The 18282-nt window shown below is 54.3% G+C and carries 16 protein-coding genes; 8 read left to right on the forward strand and 8 right to left on the reverse strand.

Annotated features, from left to right (window positions below; translation table 11 throughout):
• Positions 1-15: 15 nt before the first annotated feature.
• The 8 genes from ACT3RW_RS08980 to ACT3RW_RS09015 all read right to left on the reverse strand — a co-directional run bounded on the left by ACT3RW_RS08980 (position 16) and on the right by ACT3RW_RS09015 (position 11915).
• Positions 16-1107, reverse strand: coding sequence for a magnesium and cobalt transport protein CorA (locus ACT3RW_RS08980; RefSeq protein ID WP_131088343.1), 1092 nt, complete (start codon positions 1105-1107; stop codon positions 16-18).
• A gap of 685 nt (positions 1108-1792) precedes the next feature.
• A complete protein-coding gene (locus ACT3RW_RS08985; protein WP_444613524.1) occupies positions 1793-4465 on the reverse strand; it encodes an AAA family ATPase in 2673 nt (890 codons plus the stop codon).
• Entirely contained in the window at positions 4462-5139 is a 678-nt protein-coding gene (locus ACT3RW_RS08990) for a type I restriction endonuclease subunit R, EcoR124 family (RefSeq protein ID WP_444614630.1), read from the reverse strand. The genes ACT3RW_RS08985 and ACT3RW_RS08990 overlap by 4 nt, the downstream gene beginning before the upstream one ends.
• Positions 5140-5148: 9 nt before the next feature.
• Positions 5149-7509, reverse strand: a complete 2361-nt coding sequence (locus ACT3RW_RS08995; RefSeq protein ID WP_444613525.1) for a type I restriction endonuclease subunit R — start codon at positions 7507-7509, stop codon at positions 5149-5151.
• Positions 7506-8348, reverse strand: a complete 843-nt coding sequence (locus ACT3RW_RS09000) for a restriction system modified-DNA reader domain-containing protein (protein ID WP_444613526.1) — start codon at positions 8346-8348, stop codon at positions 7506-7508. Before ACT3RW_RS09000 ends, ACT3RW_RS08995 begins: the two co-directional genes overlap by 4 nt.
• A complete protein-coding gene (locus tag ACT3RW_RS09005; RefSeq protein ID WP_444613527.1) occupies positions 8345-9595 on the reverse strand; it encodes a restriction endonuclease subunit S in 1251 nt (416 codons plus the stop codon). The genes ACT3RW_RS09000 and ACT3RW_RS09005 overlap by 4 nt, the downstream gene beginning before the upstream one ends.
• Positions 9592-11160, reverse strand: coding sequence for a type I restriction-modification system subunit M (locus ACT3RW_RS09010; protein WP_444613528.1), 1569 nt, complete (start codon positions 11158-11160; stop codon positions 9592-9594). Before ACT3RW_RS09010 ends, ACT3RW_RS09005 begins: the two co-directional genes overlap by 4 nt.
• Positions 11161-11609: 449 nt before the next feature.
• A complete protein-coding gene (locus ACT3RW_RS09015) occupies positions 11610-11915 on the reverse strand; it encodes a site-specific integrase (protein WP_444613529.1) in 306 nt (101 codons plus the stop codon).
• 137 nt (positions 11916-12052) lie between these two features.
• Between ACT3RW_RS09015 and ACT3RW_RS09020 the strand changes: the two genes are divergently transcribed.
• The 8 genes from ACT3RW_RS09020 to ACT3RW_RS09055 all read left to right on the forward strand — a co-directional run bounded on the left by ACT3RW_RS09020 (position 12053) and on the right by ACT3RW_RS09055 (position 18251).
• Positions 12053-12370 carry a hypothetical protein gene (locus ACT3RW_RS09020; protein WP_442352597.1) on the forward strand — a complete coding sequence of 106 codons (318 nt, stop codon included), beginning with the start codon at positions 12053-12055 and terminating at the stop codon, positions 12368-12370.
• Between the two features lie 40 nt (positions 12371-12410).
• Positions 12411-12611, forward strand: a complete 201-nt coding sequence (locus ACT3RW_RS09025) for a hypothetical protein (RefSeq protein WP_444613530.1) — start codon at positions 12411-12413, stop codon at positions 12609-12611.
• A 124-nt stretch (positions 12612-12735) separates the two neighbouring features.
• Positions 12736-13323 (forward strand): hypothetical protein, encoded by a 588-nt coding sequence (locus tag ACT3RW_RS09030; RefSeq protein WP_444613531.1) that lies wholly within the window; start codon positions 12736-12738, stop codon positions 13321-13323.
• The gene (locus tag ACT3RW_RS09035) at positions 13316-13522 is read left to right on the forward strand and encodes a hypothetical protein (RefSeq protein WP_134780042.1); all 207 of its coding nucleotides are present in this window, start codon (positions 13316-13318) and stop codon (positions 13520-13522) included. Before ACT3RW_RS09030 ends, ACT3RW_RS09035 begins: the two co-directional genes overlap by 8 nt.
• Before the next feature lie 247 nt (positions 13523-13769).
• Positions 13770-14006 carry a hypothetical protein gene (locus ACT3RW_RS09040; protein WP_134780041.1) on the forward strand — a complete coding sequence of 79 codons (237 nt, stop codon included), beginning with the start codon at positions 13770-13772 and terminating at the stop codon, positions 14004-14006.
• Positions 14003-16159, forward strand: coding sequence for a type IV secretory system conjugative DNA transfer family protein (locus ACT3RW_RS09045; RefSeq protein WP_444613532.1), 2157 nt, complete (start codon positions 14003-14005; stop codon positions 16157-16159). Before ACT3RW_RS09040 ends, ACT3RW_RS09045 begins: the two co-directional genes overlap by 4 nt.
• Positions 16156-17190: a replication-relaxation family protein gene (locus tag ACT3RW_RS09050; protein WP_444613533.1), complete on the forward strand. Its 1035-nt coding sequence runs from the start codon at positions 16156-16158 to the stop codon at positions 17188-17190. The genes ACT3RW_RS09045 and ACT3RW_RS09050 overlap by 4 nt, the downstream gene beginning before the upstream one ends.
• Positions 17187-18251: a DNA-methyltransferase gene (locus ACT3RW_RS09055; RefSeq protein ID WP_134780038.1), complete on the forward strand. Its 1065-nt coding sequence runs from the start codon at positions 17187-17189 to the stop codon at positions 18249-18251. Before ACT3RW_RS09050 ends, ACT3RW_RS09055 begins: the two co-directional genes overlap by 4 nt.
• The last annotated feature ends 31 nt before the right edge of the window (positions 18252-18282 follow it).

The raw sequence follows: 18282 nt of genomic DNA on the forward strand, positions 1-18282 counted from the left end.
TAGTTCCACGACTACTTAGAACCACTTACGCCATTTGAATACACCATATAGTGCTGCAGCAAATACGACCATGAACAGCACCGCACCGGGATACCCAAAGGACCAGTGAAGTTCCGGCATGTTATCGAAATTCATGCCATAGATGGCCGCGATCAGCGTCGGGGCGAAGAGAATTGCGGCCCAACCAGAGATCTTCTTCATGTCTTCGTTTTGCCGTTGGGCGACCAATGTGGCGTTCACGTTCAAAATCTGGGACAAGGCTTCTCGATACTCAAGTGCTTGGGTATTAGCGCGAGTTAGGTGGTCAGTGACGTCCTGTAGATAGGTTTGCAGCTCCTCAGGAACTGGATACTTACTGAACCCGTCGTCCAGTGAACGCACTACCTCAAGCAGGGACGCCGTGGAGTGCTGCATATCAACGACCTCTTGGCTTAGTCGATAGATGCGTTCGGTGACGGCTGCATCTCCGCCGAACACCTGGCTTTCGATCTGTTCCTTATCAATGCCTAGTCCGCGAAGAACTGGAGCGTATCCGTCAACAATTTCATCCAATATCCGATAGAGCACAGCCTCCGCCCCTAGCCGCAGGAGCTTAGGGTCTTTGAGCAACATCTGATGTTGTTGAAGGTTTCCATTACTGATGGACTCAGCAAATTCGTGACCGTCGGTTCCATCAATCCAGCGGTGATCTTGGCAAAAGACCGCAACGGAGCCAGGCCTGACGAGAATATGGAACTCAGAAAGTTCAACTGTCTCGGCTTCATCAAGATACAGCGCGGAACGAACAACGATGAGGAGCACGTCGCCATAGCGTTCAAGCTTGGGGCGCTGCCGAGCATGCAAGAGGTCTTCAACGAGTACCGGGTGCAGGTTCCAAGCCTCGGTCAGTTCTTGGATATCGGCTTCGTTCGGCGTTGGGTACAGCGAAAGAGCGATCCTGTTGTCACCAGTTTGGCTGAATTCAAGAGCTTGAGTTGCGGTGATGTCCGCTGGAGCCGTCTCCACAGCACCGTCATCAATGAATCGCACTCGCTTCAGGCTATGAGTCGATGCCTGGTTGTTGGCGGTGTATTTTGCTCGTGAGCTGCGTCGCTGAATTCGTGCCATGGTGCTCCTGGTTGAATGACTTTGTTCCAGTATCGCAAGGAGAATCAAAATAGTGGTGCACAAAGCTTTCGGCAACACAACGAGTTTTGTGCAACTGCTCTCTGCGTGAGGTCCCCGCTGCTCTGGTCCTTCAAAGACACGTATCTATTGATGAAATCAATGAGCCTACAAACGAGAAAATCCTGAAATTCTTTTCCAAGAATTTCAGGATTTAATTGGTGGAGGTTGCCAGCGACCTCTCCAACAGGGGTCACCACTACGAAAATGGCCTTCGGCGATTAGTGGAGACTATGCAGGCATATCTTTGCCAACAGAGACAAACCGCCAAGCCCAGGATCCGACAAACGTCAACACCCGCACCACACAAGATCAAGTACCGGCTCACTGAAACGCAGGTTCAAGGTATTCTAAACCGCTATGAGGCTGGGGAAGCCAGCGCAACGGTAGGCAAAGCATTTGGGATCTCCAAGACTACTGTGATCAGTATCCTGAACGAACACGGCATAACGATCCGAAAGCTGGGCCTGACAGACAAGCAAAAGAAGCAAGCGACCCGCCTACGCCAGTCAGGACTGACGCTAGATGAAGTGGCGCGGCAAATCGGATCGAATTACAGTGCAATTCAGCGGTACATTGCTTCGGCGACTTGAATAGTCTGACTGACAAGACGATTGCGCGAATCATGTCACTTGCTAATTCGCTTAAGGAACTCTTTACGGAACGTCGCAAATGAGTCAATTTCGCCAAGAAGCCACCTAGGATCGACCGGTGCTGATGCGTCCGACGCTGGAGCAGCATGACCTGTCATATATCGGGATTCGATAGTCATCCCATATTCGACTGCAGCAACGTCTGAAGTTTGTAGCTCCAGTATTTTGTTAAGACGCTGCGTCTGAACACTCCGTTCGTGTCGCGTAACAACATTATTTAGTAATTCTTGCTCGACAAAAACTTCCCATGTCTCACGAAGCGCCCCCACAATGTCACGAGCTTCTTTTTCATAGGCGATCAGATCATTCCCTCTAAAAAGGGCTGCGGCTGCTTGTTGGCGCTCCCTGAGTCGGCCCAAACGCTCCCTAACGCTAACGTGACGCCAAACCTCTGCTGAGGTGGGAACTCCTGCCCCCTCCGGCGATCTTGCAATATGGAGGTATGTCAAAGTCTCTGAATGCTCAAGACCTTGAGCATGGGCTTTCCGTTCCCGTGCGACTTTCTCTTCGTAAAGGTATTGAACAAAGGTAAAGTCATGTGTGAAAACAAGAACCTGTCGACTTTCAGCTTCTTGCAGAAGTCTTTGAGCCACCTTGACTCTAAATTCCTGGTCAAGGCTAGACACAGGGTCATCAAAAACCAGCGTCGATTGATCGCCAGATTCAGTGAGGTCTGCAAAAAAACCCGCAATTGCAGCTACTCGTTGCTCTCCTTCGCTGAGTACCCCATTTACCGTCGAACCAACGCCCTTGATGCTGACCTTGATGAAGCTTACGCCACGAGAAGATCGATCAAAAACGAGTTCCACAGGAACCCGGTGTAATCCAAGGGCTTCTGATTCTTCGGCGAACCGATCGCAAACAGCAGTCACATATTCTTTTGAAAGTTCTGAATTCTTGCGACTAGCACCACTAGTCCCACATGCAGACTTCGCTTGTGACAAACGGGATATCAAAATTGCTCGGTCGTGTTCGGCACCTATCTCAGTTTTCTTCGCTGCAATATTTTGCCGCAAAGATAGGGACTGTTGGCGTTTAGTAAGCAAGACAACTGCTTCTGCGGAGCTATGCATTTCGGCTAGCTTGGTTGCTTTGTCCTCTTCCGACTGAGAGGCTTCACGAATCTTCTTAGCGAGGGCTTCAAGAGACTCCGATATATTTTCTGGATCAGGAACCTCACTGGCTGCATCAGTCTGGGATGATTCATCTATCGCATTTCTGAGACTTTCTGCCCGAGTCAATATCGGTTCAATCGATTCTGCTAGCGTTTCATCGTACGTACCCACTAGCGCGATAGTATCGGCCGGAGCCAATCCTTTAATCGTCAGACTAGACAGGCTGTTCTTCTTTTCATCCCAAAGCCTCTGAGCCGCAATTAGCTTCTTTTGGGCTTCATTTGCCATAAACTCTGAAAATAGCTCAAACCGCGTCTTTGCTTCTGGATTTAGTGTCTGGACGCACAGAGGGCACATCGAAATGCCCTGAGGAAAGTCATGTTCATGGTCCGATGATTCTTTGAATTCCTTGGCTGCCAGCCACATTCTTCGCCAAGATTCATTGCCCGTACCAGTGATCATGCCATCCTGATTCAGACCACGCCGAGCATCCTCCAATCCCGTCTTCGCGTTTTGAACTTCAGTCTTGAGTTTTTGAGCGAGGGTAATTTCGGAAACACTAAGCGCTTTCTGGATTGTCTCTATATTCTTGGCTAGGCCAGCGAACTGGATGGCAATGTTCCGAGCCTTGACCGCCTGAGTGGCTGGGTTAGATGTAGTCAGCTCTGATATTTTTGCAGGAATGCCATCGAGCTCTTTAAGTTCATCTGGAGTTAATTCGGAAATTCTTTCAAGTTCATCAAGTGCAGTCTGCTTACCAAGATTTTCAAAAATCGTGAGTCCTGCAGCGCTCTCAAGATCGGGCCATTGCGCCCGTCTCAAATTCTGCTGAACTTGGTCGTTTTCGATAATCGTTGCAATTTCTTGAAGTGCCTCCGTGTACTCGCCAAGAATTTGTAATGTTGGCGGAACATATGCGACCTCATTGGAGCCAGCCAGTTGGGCAGTCGCAGCATGAGAATCAAAAATACGAACGCGCTTCATCGGACTTTCGATGGGCTCCGAGTCGTGTTCCCATGTTAGTTCTTCGCCTTGCGATTCATCTCCCAGAGAATAGCCCACGACAGCTTTTGGGGTAACTTCCGGTTGAAATACATTGGGAAGTATCTTCTCAGATGAGCGGGAGGCCGCCACTTGTTTGAGGATACGCGTAAGTCCAGATTTCCCGCTTCCATTTTTACCGGCAATTATCGTCAAGCCGTCCGGCGAAAATTCTAGGTTTGTCCCGGGTGCAAGGTCATTCGCACCATGGACATGAAGCAGGCGAGTTACCTTCACTGGATCATGTTCACTAGAAATGTTTGTAAGGTGAGCTTCGGTCAGTGGATTAAAAACTTCGAATAACCCCATATCTTCTGGCTTCGATCGCCATGGTGCAGTCTTGTCCACTTCAATGCTGACCGCAGCATTAGCATAGGTACGGTAATCAGCGTCAGCTAGAATTTCACCGAGGGCCAGGCGCCGAAGCAGGTCTTGCTTCCACGGAGATTGGTTGTCTGACCATTGAACAAGTTGCTTTTCTAGGTTCGTCAATTTCTATTCCTACCTTCTGCGCTCAGGCCAAAGAACCGCTCAAAAAATACAGTCAACCGTTCAATCACGCGGCGCTTCTTATCTCCATGATTCTTCTCTTTCGAGAATCGAGACACGGGAGGCAGAATCTTCGTGACCTCTGTGCCCGTAGTGCGCAGTACACCGTCAGTGAACGCCAAATCAACGAACCCTAGCGTCTGCTCACGCTTCAAGTTCTCCGAAGCAATGATTTCCTCAAGTTCACTCTCACGCTGCTTCTGCACGTACTCCTGCCATTCGTCCTGAACCGAGCCATCCACAGACACAGAGTCCACAAAGTTCTCGATCAGATCCTTCTTGTTGCGCAGGGAAGGGCTGGAATCAATCGCTCGGGAAATGCCAGCGCGTAGTTCCTTGTCATCGCCGTCGCCGCGCTCCTCGCGGTATTTCTGCACGAGTAGCAGGATGTAGTCAACGTTAATTTCGACCTGCTTGATCAGTTCAATCTCGAACACCAGGTCACTGGTAATCTGTTCCTTCTCACCGGAATCATGCTTCTTCCGCTCATTCCAAAGATCCAGATATACCGACTGGTAATCCTGGGCCTGACGCTCCGAGAGAATCTCATTTCCAGCAAACTCATCAAACGAGGTCAAGATGTTCTTCAAACGAAGAATCTCACCATAGATCTTGATGAACTCGTTCTATGCAGATTCACTGTCAATATGCTGACCAGGAACAAACTTCTCCAGCAAGGCCGAGGTCTTCTCTGCATACTCATCGTAGTATTCGCCATAAGGCCGCAACAGAACGATGCCAGCTGCGTCCTTATTGCCGAAGAGGGCAATCGCATCATTCGTCGCTTCTTCCAGATCACGGAAGTTCACGATATTCCCGTAGGTCTTCACCGAGTTCAAGATACGGTTCGTTCGCGAATACGCCTGAATTAGCCCGTGGGAACGCAGGTTTTTATCCACCCACAACGTGTTCATCGTGGTCGCGTCAAAACCAGTGAGGAACATGTTCACCACAATAGCCATGTCCAGGTCACGGTTCTTCAGCCGGAGCGACAGGTCCTTGTAGTAGTTCTGGAAGCTGTCCGAACTGGTGTCGTAGCTTGTGCCGAACATCTGGTTGTAGTCAGCAATCGCCGTTTCCAGGAACGAGCGAGCATCACCCGAAAGGTTCTCTGTTTCAAACCCTTCTTCTTCCAGCACGCCGTCCTCGGAGTCTGGATTTGGGGCGTAGGAGAAGATCGTGGCGATCTTCAGCCGGCGGTCAGCTGTTAGCTCGGCTTGTTGTCGCTTGAACTCGTTGTAGTACGTCCTGGCCGCTGAAATCGATGCCGTGGCAAAGAGGGAGTTGAACCCACGAACACGCTTCTCTCCCAACGCATAGCCAACGGATCGCTTCGTCTTCTGATCAAAGTGCTCCAAGATGTACGAGGCCACTTGAGAGACGCGCACAGGTGACAGCAAGGCGTTCTCAGTGTCGATCGATGACACCTGCTTGTCGATGACCGAGCCGACCTTCATCGTATTCACATAGTCGATACGGAAGGGAAGAACGTTTTGATCGGTGATCGCGTCCTTGATCGTATACGTATGAAGCTTCTCCCCGAACGCCTGCGCGGTCGTCTTCAGCTGCGGATTGCCGCCACTGCCAGAGTTCTCAGCAAAAATCGGGGTACCCGTAAACCCGAATAAGTTATACCGCTTGAACGCCTTCGTAATGGCGGTGTGCATGTCGCCAAACTGGGAGCGGTGGCACTCGTCGAAGATCAGCACGATATGGCCTGAGTAGATCTCATGACCCTTGTTCTTTGCGATAAAGGTAGAGAGCTTCTGGATCGTCGTGATGATGATCCGCTTCGAAGGATCCTCCAACTGCCGCTTCAGCACCGCAGTCGAATTATTCGAGTTAGCCGAGCCCTTTTCGAACCGGTCATACTCCTTCATCGTCTGGTAGTCCAGATCCTTACGGTCAACGACGAACAGTACCTTGTCCACGCTTTCCAGGCGTGAGGCGAGCTGCGCTGCTTTGAAACTGGTGAGCGTCTTGCCAGAGCCGGTCGTGTGCCAGACGTAGCCACCAGCCTCCTGAGAGCCCAGCGTCTTGTAGTTCGTGGAGATATCGATCTTCTGCAAGATCTTCTCGGTCGCCACAATCTGGTACGGGCGCATCACCAACAGCAGCCGGTCACTGGTCAGGACACAGTAACGCGTGAGGATATTCAATAGGGAATGCTTGGCGAAGAACGTCTTGCCGAACGCCGTCAAATCAAGAATCGGCTTGTTCTGTGCATCAGCCCACCACGAGGTGAACTCAAAGCTATTGGACGTCTTTGACTTCTTCTTCGCGCCCGTCGCATCAGCCACATGCTGACGGCGAGTGGTGTTCGAATAATACTTCGTCTGCGTACCATTGCTGATCACGAACAGCTGCACGTACTCGAATAGGCCAGAGCCAGCCCAGAAGCTATCACGCTGGTACCGGTCAATCTGGTTGAAGGCTTCACGAATCGGCACGCCGCGGCGCTTCAACTCGATATGCACCATCGGCAACCCATTGACCAGCACCGTCACGTCATACCGGTTCGAGAAGCTTGCACCACCCTCGCCGCGATCCACCGCATACTGGTTGATCACCTGCAAACGGTTGTTGTGAATATTCTGCTTATCCAGCAGGGTGATGTTCTTCGTCGTGCCATCATCACGGGTCAACAGCTGGACATGGTCTTCTTGAATCCTCACCGTCTTTTCGACGATCCCGTCACCGGTGCTGGCGATCCGTTCTTTGAAGAAGCGTTGCCATTCTTCATCCGAGAAGGTGAAGCGATTCAGGGCTTCGAGCTGAGTTCGAAGATTCGTGACGAGATGTTCTTCGCTCGTCAGCTCCACATACTCGTAAGCTTGGCCTTCGAGTAGGCGAACAAATTCACGTTCCAGCTGTGCTTCAGACTGGTACGAAGTTTCTTTTGACGGATCGGCATCATAGACCGAAACAACAGTACTCTCGTTGCTGACTGCGATAGTGTCGTATTTACGTGCCTGTGCTTCGATCATTCTTCTGCCTCCTTCGTTTGTTGCATTAGCCATTGTTGTCGAAACGTATCGAGCGGCGGACCGGACTGGCTGCCGACCTTCCATGTCATCCAGCCGTTAGAGGATTGCAGATCTAGGGCTTTTGCGGCTGCGGTACTCGGGGATTTATAGGAAACGCCGCGAACGATAATCTCGCCGTCCGTGGTAACGCTGCCTTCGGCCTGTTTACCAGCTTGGCTCAGGAATAGTGCATGGCCTGCTTGGAGTAGACCGCTGGAAACTAAGTCAGCAACGGTCACCGTTTTATTCGGCTTGTTAGATGGGACTGGCGCGGATGTAGGTTGCTCGTCTTCGGTCAGTGTTTGAGGATTACTCCGGCTAATGTACAGACCGGCCAGACGCAGGGCACCGAGGATGCTCTTCACGAAAGCATCCAGGGAGATCATCATGTGCTTTGGCAGCGTCTCATCACCACTGGTCTGGCCTTCGATGACCGTGATCTGGTGCAGGACATTTAGCTCGGCCGCGATACGGCCTTCCAGGTACCCGATTTCGGCAGTGTTGAACCCGGCGGTGGTATCGCGCTTCACCGCAAGAGCCCGACGCCAAGGAAGCTTTTCCTTGTTGTTGTGCTGCTGCAAGCGGCCGCGTAGTTTTCGAGCTTGCCCTACATATACTCGATTCGAGCCGTCGGATGTCATCAGGACATACACGCCAGGCGCGTCCCAAGCGGTCGCAGGCAGAGACGCCCAATGCTGGCGATCCAAATACGCCACACGCAGAGCATGCTCGACAAAGTCAGCAATGATCGGCGCTTCAGTATCCGAAGGTATCTGCACATTCACCGGGGTGGTACTCATGATGCAGGCTCCAGCTCCTTGAAGGTCAGAAGTTTGTCGCGGTAGTAATCGTATTGCTGACGACGCGCCACAAGTTCCGCTGGAAGACCAGCCGAAAGGTCACCGGTCAAGGCATCAAAACGGTCAAAGAATTGATTGACGCGTTCTTGTTCCTGCATATCTGGAACTGGGATTTCAAACTTCCAAAGCTTCTTGCTATCCAGAGAAGCAACTGACCCACCCGTTCGCTTGACCTGACGCAGAATGTCACTCCTAGCTGCTCGCATTGCATGAAAAACATACCGAGCAGAAATTCCTTCCGCAGGTATTACAGCTTTCATATCTTGATTTAGCGATGACTCAATCGGCACGAATGCAATAGGAAGTGTGTGCTCAAGAATGCTAGAACGTACGACGATCGCGATAGAGTCTTTCGGCACAAGTTTCGTTGACGACTGAGAAACAGCTTCGTTAGTTATATAGTCTTCAGTCTGCGTAACTATAGGAGAACCCATGTCCTTCGGCGATATCCATGGAATGCTGCCATTCGTCCAGTAGCTAGATTCACTCTTGGATGGCGTACCACCGCCGTACCACCGACCAATTTCGGATAAAGGAACTAAATTAACTCCCGAATTACGAAGATCGTTGAATACTTGGTACTGATAATGCTCATACTGCTGCTTCCGAGCTTCCAGCTCCGCTTCCAGCTCCGCTTCCAGCTCCGCTTCCATTTTACTGAAAGTATCAAGAATACGAACGATTTCACGCTGAATTTCCAACGGAGGAACAGGTACTTTGAACTCACGAATACGACTGTCAGGAATTGATGGGTAGTTTCCTTCGACTTGATTCGATTCAACATAACGACTGAAATTACCCGTGCCAAGAATATGAGCCAGAAAATTAGTCAGGATTACGTCGTTGTTCGGTCGCAATACACAATATCCGGTACTCGCGATCTGCTCATCGTATTCCTCCGGGATGACAGCCCAACGCATCTGAGTAGGACGAGTCGTAGCAAAGATAACATCGCCTGTTCGTACGACCTGACGAGCCCTGCTTGGTGCATCCGCGGCCGTGACAGAGACTGTTTCCCCGATTCGTCGGGTAACCCTGTCTACGGAAGATAGGTCAATGTACTTGAATGAAGCATCCGCGACGGAGGCCCACTTGATACCCGTACTCTTGCTCGTAATTTCGGCAAGCGGCCTAAAATCAACACCCTCAGGACAGTGTTCGGCAATCAACTCATCTATGCGGCTCACTTTGCGCCCTCCAGATCAGCCACGATCGCGTCAATGGAGGTACGTAGTTCAGCCTGGCGGGCAACCATTTGCTCGATCCGCGCGTTCAGTTCGGTAATGTCGATGACTTCGCGAGTGTCCTCTGCCTCGACATACGACGACACCGCAATGTTGTAGTCATTCGCAGCGATAGCGCTGTTCTCAACCAAGGTTGCGAAGTGTTCCGAAGATTCACGCTTCGTGAACGCATCAAGCAAGGTCTGCTGGTTGTCTTCACTCAGCTTGTTCTTATTACCACCACGCACGAACTCAGCGGAACCATCAATGAACAAAACGTCATTGGTCTTCTTCGACTTCTTCAACACGATAATGCAGGTCGCAATCGTGGTGCCGAAGAACAAGTCGGCAGGGAGCTGAATCACCGTATCAACGTAGTTGTTATCGATCAGATACTTGCGGATCTTTCGTTCGGCTCCACCGCGATACAGCACGCCGGGGAACTCAACGATCGCCGCCGTTCCGTTAGTCGCCAGCCAGTGCAGCATATGCATGGTGAAGGCAAGGTCTGCCTTCGACTTAGGCGCCAGCACACCAGCCGGCGCATAACGTGGATCGTTGATCAGGATTGGGTTCGCGTCGCCTTCCCACTTGATCGAATAAGGCGGGTTAGAAACGATCGCTTCAAACGGCTCATCGTCCCAGTGGTGCGGTTCCAGTAGAGTGTCACCCAATGCCAGGTCAAAGTTCTCGTAGTTCACATCGTGCAAGAACATATTGATACGAGCCAGGTTGTAGGTGGTGAGGTTGATTTCCTGCCCATAGAACCCGCCCACGTTCTCTTTGCCGAGCACCTTGGCAAACTTGAGTAGGAGTGAGCCCGAACCAGCGGCGGGGTCGTACACCTTATTCACGCGGGTCTTACCGACCGTGGTGATCTTTGCTAGCAGCTCAGAGACTTCCTGCGGGGTGTAGTACTCGCCGCCGGATTTACCGGCACTAGATGCATACATCTGCATCAGGTACTCGTAGGCGTCACCAAATAGGTCAATGGAATTGTCTGAGAACTTGCCGCCCAAGGGGAGGTCCCCGATCGCATCGAGCAGCTTGACCATCTTGGCATTACGCTTCGACACAGTATTGCCGAGCTTGGAGCTGTTTACATTCAGGTCGTCAAAGAGGCCTTTGAGGTCGTCTTCGCTATCGGTCCCGGTTGCTGATCCTTCGATGTCTCGGAAGATGCTTTCAAGCGTTTCATTCAGGTTCTCGTCCTGCGGTGCACGCTTGCGCACATTCTCGAATAGCTCCGAGGGGCGGATGAAGAAACCCTTTTCGTTGACAATTTCCTCGCGGGCAAATTCAGCCTCATCATCAGAAAGCTGCGCGAAATCAAACTCAGCATCACCAGACTCATGCTCGCCGGTATTGATATAGCTGGTGAGGTTCTCGGATATGAAGCGGTAGAAAAGTATGCCCAGGACGTACGACTTGAAGTCCCAGCCGTCCACCGAACCGCGAAGATCATTGGCTACTTGCCAGATTGTTTTGTGCAGTTCTGCTCGCTGCTGTTCCTTCACGCTGTTAGCCATCAACTTTCTCCCGTGCCCCTAGGGCACAATTAGCATTTGTTTACTTGCAACGTTACCCCAGTGGTGCCCCGAAATATGGGCTGTAACCGTCTGGCAGCTCGTAGCGATACGTAACTATGCGGACGATGGCAAATAGGATTTATTTGAATGTCACATAATTATGCTTATTATGACATGACTAGGGCTTTTATAGAAGAGCACAGATCTACCGAATTTGTTTGTGGCATTACTTGGATACTGCTGGCATGCGAGCAGAAATATGGCTCCACAAACAGGACGTAATTGATGACATTTTTACGTGGCTCTCAACTAGTCATGATCACATCAGGGTCGAAACTTTTCGTGCCGGGGATCGATGCGGCAGGGATCGAGACTGACGTGAGGCTGTTGTCGTCGCGATGCGTTTCCGGATCGTTGGTTGGTGTGCAGATATGAACTATCTACGTCCGTCATTTCTTCGTCTGTTCAAGCAGGCGCATGACGACCAAGCGCCGTCGAATCGTGCTCTCGCTGTATTTCCTCCTGCGGTGGAGGGCAACGTATTCCTTCTTATCTTGTTCAGTTAGCGCCAGAACATTCTTCCCACGGCGATAGGCCCACTCCGCCCAATCTTGGAGATCAGCCCAGTAAGCACGTGCCGTGTTGTACCCATAGTTCAGCAGAAGGGCCTCGCGCCGATTCGCAAACTCTTCCCATTCATCCGGCGTTTCAGGCGCAAACTCCATATGGTTTTCTGGATACCGCGCATCACTCATGGGATGACATTAGCAGAGTTATCATGCTTATGCTTTTATTGAGGTCAGAACCCATTTTAGAGTTATTCCATCGCCACATAGGCGTGATCGAAAGGTTCCATACCTTTCAGTCATACGTGCAAAGGAGTGCTCTACTAATGAGCAATATCATTCCCCGATCAGGTGCCAACGCTGAGCCTCCAGCCACTGGTATTCTCAGTCGGTTCACCAAGCCAGAGATGCGATCAATGACCAGGGCGCAGAATGCCGAGATCGCACGCGGCTCAGTGGTCGCGTCCCGCGTTCACTCCGCTGGCATGGTGACCGCAGCAGCAATGCAGATGACCGGCATGATCAGCAGGGAAGCTCAATTCCTTGCAGATGGTGACCCGGGCGCGGCCGCCAGGCTGAACCACCTCGCGGACTGCTACGCAGAATACGCCGCCTGGGAGATCAGGCAGTACCGCAATGGATAGGCAAACGAACCTCCGTGTCCACTGTGTCCCACCACCGCCCGTGGCAAGCGCAGCGATCAACCTGGTTGCCGAGCGTTTCCAGACGGTAGTGGAAGAACTCCGCCGAGAGGCCTGGCGTATCGAATCGTATGATCCGGTTACTGCGTTCCGACTCGACGATGCGGCCACCTCCTTCTGCGAGGCAGGCACCTCGATCTTGCAGGACTGGCTGGTCGAAACGGGCACCATCCCGTCGAACTAACTCCCGCGTGGTTGCATCACACCGGACACCCCTCTGAGTGCCAGCACGCATTCTCCTGCGTTCCGCTGCGTCGCTGGCACTCAGCCACCCTAGCAAAAGTTACCCTCGAAAGGGGTTATTTGTCATGCCGAAAAACACCCAAAACTCCGCCCCATCACGCGCAGCCATCCCACACAGCGGGCATCTGCTCACCGCTGGACACCCGGCAATCCGGGCAGCACAAGCAGACCTACGCGGCTTCGTGTTCGACCTTGCCAATGACCTGGCGGCTCAGCACGGCTTCGACTGGAAAGCCGTACCCGACGCACCCAGCACGTACTCGGATCTGAAACGGTGCTTCGCCGCGTCAAAGACTACTGGCCAATCGCTGCCGGTGTCGGATGACAATTCATCGGCGACCGTCTTTGGCACCTCAGAGGCTAACCATGCGCTCCGCTTCGCTCACGATGTCCTCCACGTCACCAACGGGCTGAGTTTCAATACCCTCGATGAATACGTGCTTGCCTGCGAGTTCATGGACAGGGCAGAGAACTGGGGCATCCGTCGTGGCTCCATCGCCTGGCATCTGCTCCTGTCTGACGCAGTCGGCCAAGCATTGTTCTATGCCGTCGCCAAGCGGTACGTCAAAGACCAGCTGCACTTCGGACTGGACTTCGTCAACATTGGACTGCACCGCGCACTCCTGGCCGAAGTGGAGCGTCACAATGACTAGCGGTGGCAATGATCCTCGATCCTGGTTCGATGGCATGCTGAGCGCCTGCTTCTCAATCATCTTGGCGCTCGTCGGCCTTTACTGGGCAACGTCCCTGATCGAATCCGTCTGGCCAACGCTCGTCGTGATCCTCAGTGTCCTTGGCCTGGTGGCTGGGCTCGTCGTCGCGGTGCGTTGGTGGCGTAACTCGCGTTACTAGCTAGCCACTGCCGCGCGGGATTGGCGCACCTTCGAACCACAATTCAAGGTGCGCCAATCCGTCTCCCTTCAACCGTTTTCATCAACTTCCAGTCGGTGTTGTAGTTTCTGCCAAAGCCGCATTTTCCCGTTGCATCCACGCAACGTTTGGCTCATAGTAATGCGCAGCAAGGCCGTTGCATCCACGCAATGACCAGGCACAATACCCATCAACGCAACACCTACTGAAAAGGAGGTTCATCTTCGTCATGCCTAAAAACAATTCCACCCACGGATCCCATAAGAATCGGCGCATCGTTGCCCGTGGAGTCCTCCGCGAAACACCCGACATTCGCACCCTCGCTCGCGCCGCCATCCGCCTGGCATTGGCAGATGCGCAGCGAGAAGCCGAAGCTCAGCAGCTCGCCGAGCAGCATCCAGACAGATCTCGCCGCACCCGACCAGACCGTATTCAAAAGCGAAGCAGGGAAGGAGACCAATCATGAGCCGCTCACCCAAATACCGCCAGCGCACCGAACTTGTTTGGTTCACGATCTTCTGGGCACGCCCACTGCCCTATGAGCAGGCCATCGGGGCACTCCAACACCTCGCATCCTTGACCCACGCGCCGCAGATTATCCTCGAAACCCGCGCCACCTCGCAGGGAATCGAATACCTAGCGGCTACCAATCGCCAGTTCGAACCAGCGCTTCGCCGCACCATCGAACAACTCGTTCCAGGCACCGTCATCACCGCCACCGAAGACGACCGCCGGAAGTCCGTGTCCACCGCGCGCAAAGTCATCTACTCAGCACCGCAGCAGTCACTGGATATTTCCGGCAATGAAGCATCCGTCCGCGGTGTTCTCGCCAGCCTAACCGGACTTCGCGGAAAGGAAACCGCCGTGATCCAGATCGTGCTCGGGCACCGCTACGCGCCGAAACCAGCAAGTCAGCAACTGACCAAGCGCAACGCACCCCAAACCGCTCTAAAGCATGTTCAGGTCAAGGCCGAAGCGTTCGGATTCGGTGCCATTATCCGCATCGGTGTCACCGCTTCGACACCCGACCGGCGCAAGCGGATGACCACCAGCATTCTGAGCGCGCTACGTGCCGCACTCAGCCCCGGTCTGGAACTGCGCCTCGCACCAGAACGCAGCGGCGTCATCAATAACCCCGCGAGCACGTGGCCGCTCTTTCCTGGATCGACCAAGCTCAGCATCAATGAAGTCACACTCATGACCGCTTGGCCACTTGGTGATCCGAACCAACCGTACCCGGGACTGCCCGCACTGCATCCGGCCCTGATCCGCCCCTCGTTCGTCGCTAAAACCGGCGACCGCATTCTGGCTACATCAACAGCACCAGGATGCGAAGCTCAGCGGCTCGGTATCTCTGAGATGGATTCACGGCGACACACATGGGTCATGGGTCCCACTGGCACAGGCAAGAGCTCATTGCTACTGAACCTTATTCGGCAGGATATGGAAGCCGGCCGGCCAGTCATCGTGATCGAACCCAAAGATCTCGTGGCCGACGTGCTGACACAGGTTCCAGATCATCGCAAAGACGACGTGGTACTCCTCGATCCGCTCGATGACGCACCCACCGGGTTCAACCCCCTGGATCTTGCCGGACGTTCACCCGCACTAGTGGCAGATCAGCTCTTCAGCTTCTTCGCCGCTGTTTACGGAAAGGACGTGCTCGGACCCCGCTCGGCTGACATCCTCCGGCTTGCGTTGGACGCGGTTGCTCACGCCGAGAACCCCACGCTCGCCATGCTGCCGCTCCTGCTGACCAATCCAGGATTCCGGCACAAACTCACGGCACCCCGGATCGCCGCCGACCCACTGCACGCCGCACCATTCTGGCAATGGTACGAAAGCCTGTCGCCAGAAGCCCGTGCCCAGGCGATCGCGCCACTCCAGAATAAGCTCCGACTCTTTCTGCAAGAACCGCTGCGCAGCATCCTGGCGCAACCCACACCACGGTTCAACCTGCGCGACGCCATCAATGGAAACAAGATCATGCTCGTGCCCCTGCACTCTGGCACGCTCGGCACCGAAGCCGCGTCACTGCTCGGATCACTGGTAATCAGTGAACTCTGGGAAGCACTCAAGGAGCGCGTCCGTGTCCCGGAACGACTGCGCCGCACCGTGATGATCTACCTGGACGAAGCACAGATGTTCCTCGAACGCTTCCCGGTAGATATCGCCGACGCGCTGGCCATGAGCCGATCACTCGGCGCAGCATTTCACCTGAGCCACCAATACACCGACCAGCTCTCGTCGAAACTACTGCGCGGATTCGAAGCCAACTGCCGCAACAAAATCTTCCTCCAACTCACCGGCCACGATGCCACCTACGCGTCACGACTCTCACCCGGGCTGGCACCAGAAGATTTCACCGCACTTCCCAGTAGGCATATCTACGCCCAACTTGTCCGCGACGGCACGGTCACCGACTGGTCATCTGGTCGCACCGTGGACACCCCGCAGCGCACCAGCGACCCGACGAAGATCATCGCCGCATCGAGGAACAAATACGGGCAACATCGCGCCGCCGTTGAAGCACAGCTGCGCAGCCTCGTCACCCCCATCACACCACCACAGGCCGAATCACCGGAACATGCCGGAAAACGACAAAGGAGAACGCCATGACCGCCCACGACACCAGCCACACAGCTCACCAGAACCAGGAATCAGGTCTACCAGTCGATCTACCGACCGGCTCGCCTGCGACCCCGGTAACCCCACAGGCCACAGCACAAACAGGTGAAGTAGTGGCGGGTAAAGAACCTACTGGTATCGGTTCATTCTCCACGCCACGAAGAGGCGAGCAGGCAAAAGGGGTTCACAGCTCCCCACGGATCTCCGCCAAGCACTTGGAGAAGATTGCCGCGTCACTCTCAGTACGAGACTGGAGCATCCTCGGTGCCACCGGGGTCTACCGGTTCGTGACCGCTCGGCAGCTGACCCTGATGTTCTTCCATGACCACGCCAGCGACGCGTCCGCAGCTCGAACTGCCCGGCGAGTCCTATCCAGACTGAGGTCACTACGCATCCTCGGGGTCGTGGAGCGGCGCATCGGCGGCATCCGCGCAGGCTCCGAAGGGATGGTCTATTACCTGGATACCGCCGGGGAACGACTGCACCGAAACGCCACCGGATCAGCCACCCGGAAGCGCTTCGAGGAACCCTCAGCCCGGTTCATGGATCACACGCTGGCGATCACCAACCTCGCCGCCGAACTGCACCACCATGGCAGAGTCAGCGGTGCGGAGATTGTCAGTCTCACCCCAGAGCCGCGCCGCAGCTACACCGCACCTCACGGCGGTATCGGACGACTCGCACCAGATCTTGCCGCTGAACTTGCCGCACAGCACGGAGCGGAAACCATCAGCGCGTTCTTCATCGAGATTGACCTCGGCCACGAATCACTGCCAACCCTGATCAATAAGGCGATGGCCTACGAGCAGTACCGCGCCAGCGGCGAGGAGCAACGCCAATACGGAGGCTTTCCGCGCATCGTCTGGGTTATGGGCTCCCCCAAGTTCGCCGCCACGCAGCGACGCATCGAAGTGCTCTCCCGGGCGCTCGAAGAACACCCGCAGATCCCGCACCATCTGCACACGATCATCACCACTAAAGACGCAGCCGCGTATCTCGTAAAGGAGGCAAGCAACGAATGACCATAACAACTCACCCCTCACCGCGCCCTGGGTCATCGCCTGACTCCAGTCAGCCGACCGTGTATCTCACGGAGCACGGCAAGCTGCACGTCGGCGACGCCCTGGCCACCCTCAAAACCCTTGAGGCCGGATCGGTCGATTCCTGCGTTACCAGCCCGCCATATTTCTCCCTGAGGAACTACGGCCACAAGCATCAAATCGGATTGGAGTCTCATATCCAGGACTGGGTAGAAGGCATTCTGGCTGTCGCTGACGAGCTGCACCGCGTCCTGGTGCCCACCGGCACCTTGTGGCTGAACCTCGGCGACACCTACAGCGCGCACCAGGATCAGGGCGCACCGTACAAGTCGCTCATGCTCGCCCCGGAACGGATCGCCAGCGCCATGCTCAAGCGCGGCTGGGTGCTGCGCAATAAAATCGCGTGGGTCAAGACCAACCCCATGCCGTCGAGTGTCTCTGATCGACTGACGGCATCACACGAAGTCATTTACGTCTTCGCGAAACAGTCACGCGGCTACTACTTCGATCTGGACAGCATCCGCATTCCACCCAAGGTCCTGGCGGCAAGGCCCAGAGCATCGCCCCCGAAGCCTATTAGCCGGGAGTCATGGCGTGGCCCGAATACCGACACCACCACCGGACTGGCGGCCATGAAGCAGCGCGGCATCACGGCACATCCGCTGGGCAAGAATCCCACCGATGCCTGGCTCATGGCCTCCAGTACGTCGCAGGGGACGCACCACGCGACCTTTCCAAAAGATCTGGCCACTCGCTGTATCATCGCTTCCACCCCTGCACAGCGTTGCCGCGCATGCCGCGCACCATATATACGCCAGCTAATCCGTCACAAAGACGGAACCGCCACCAGGGAACCCGCCGCACCAACCTGCGCACATACCGATACAGGTACAGAGCCGGGAGTCGTCCTCGATCCATTCATGGGATCAGGTACAGCCGCCGTCGTCGCCGAGCAAATCGGCCGCAGATGGGAAGGGATCGAGCTGAACGCACAATTCGCGCTCGAAGCCTTGGCACGAATCGCGAAAGAACGGAAAACCTAACCGCCACGCAAAGCGGCCATCAAGGCTCATT

This window comes from Glutamicibacter sp. AOP5-A2-18, from assembly GCF_052446055.1.
GTDB lineage: Bacteria > Actinomycetota > Actinomycetes > Actinomycetales > Micrococcaceae > Glutamicibacter.

What these genes read in the sequence shown, in the direction of transcription:
- ACT3RW_RS09050 (WP_444613533.1), top strand. Translation starts at nt 16,156, where the DNA reads ATGACCGCCCACGACACCAGCCACACAGCTCACCAGAACCAGGAATCA.
- ACT3RW_RS09020 (WP_442352597.1), top strand. Translation starts at nt 12,053, where the DNA reads ATGAGCAATATCATTCCCCGATCAGGTGCCAACGCTGAGCCTCCAGCC.
- ACT3RW_RS09030 (WP_444613531.1), top strand. Translation starts at nt 12,736, where the DNA reads ATGCCGAAAAACACCCAAAACTCCGCCCCATCACGCGCAGCCATCCCA.
- ACT3RW_RS09035 (WP_134780042.1), top strand. Translation starts at nt 13,316, where the DNA reads ATGACTAGCGGTGGCAATGATCCTCGATCCTGGTTCGATGGCATGCTG.
- ACT3RW_RS09015 (WP_444613529.1), bottom strand. Translation starts at nt 11,915, where the DNA reads ATGAGTGATGCGCGGTATCCAGAAAACCATATGGAGTTTGCGCCTGAA.
- ACT3RW_RS08995 (WP_444613525.1), bottom strand. Translation starts at nt 7,509, where the DNA reads ATGATCGAAGCACAGGCACGTAAATACGACACTATCGCAGTCAGCAAC.
- ACT3RW_RS09040 (WP_134780041.1), top strand. Translation starts at nt 13,770, where the DNA reads ATGCCTAAAAACAATTCCACCCACGGATCCCATAAGAATCGGCGCATC.
- ACT3RW_RS09000 (WP_444613526.1), bottom strand. Translation starts at nt 8,348, where the DNA reads ATGAGTACCACCCCGGTGAATGTGCAGATACCTTCGGATACTGAAGCG.
- ACT3RW_RS09055 (WP_134780038.1), top strand. Translation starts at nt 17,187, where the DNA reads ATGACCATAACAACTCACCCCTCACCGCGCCCTGGGTCATCGCCTGAC.
- ACT3RW_RS09010 (WP_444613528.1), bottom strand. Translation starts at nt 11,160, where the DNA reads ATGGCTAACAGCGTGAAGGAACAGCAGCGAGCAGAACTGCACAAAACA.
- ACT3RW_RS08980 (WP_131088343.1), bottom strand. Translation starts at nt 1,107, where the DNA reads ATGGCACGAATTCAGCGACGCAGCTCACGAGCAAAATACACCGCCAAC.
- ACT3RW_RS09045 (WP_444613532.1), top strand. Translation starts at nt 14,003, where the DNA reads ATGAGCCGCTCACCCAAATACCGCCAGCGCACCGAACTTGTTTGGTTC.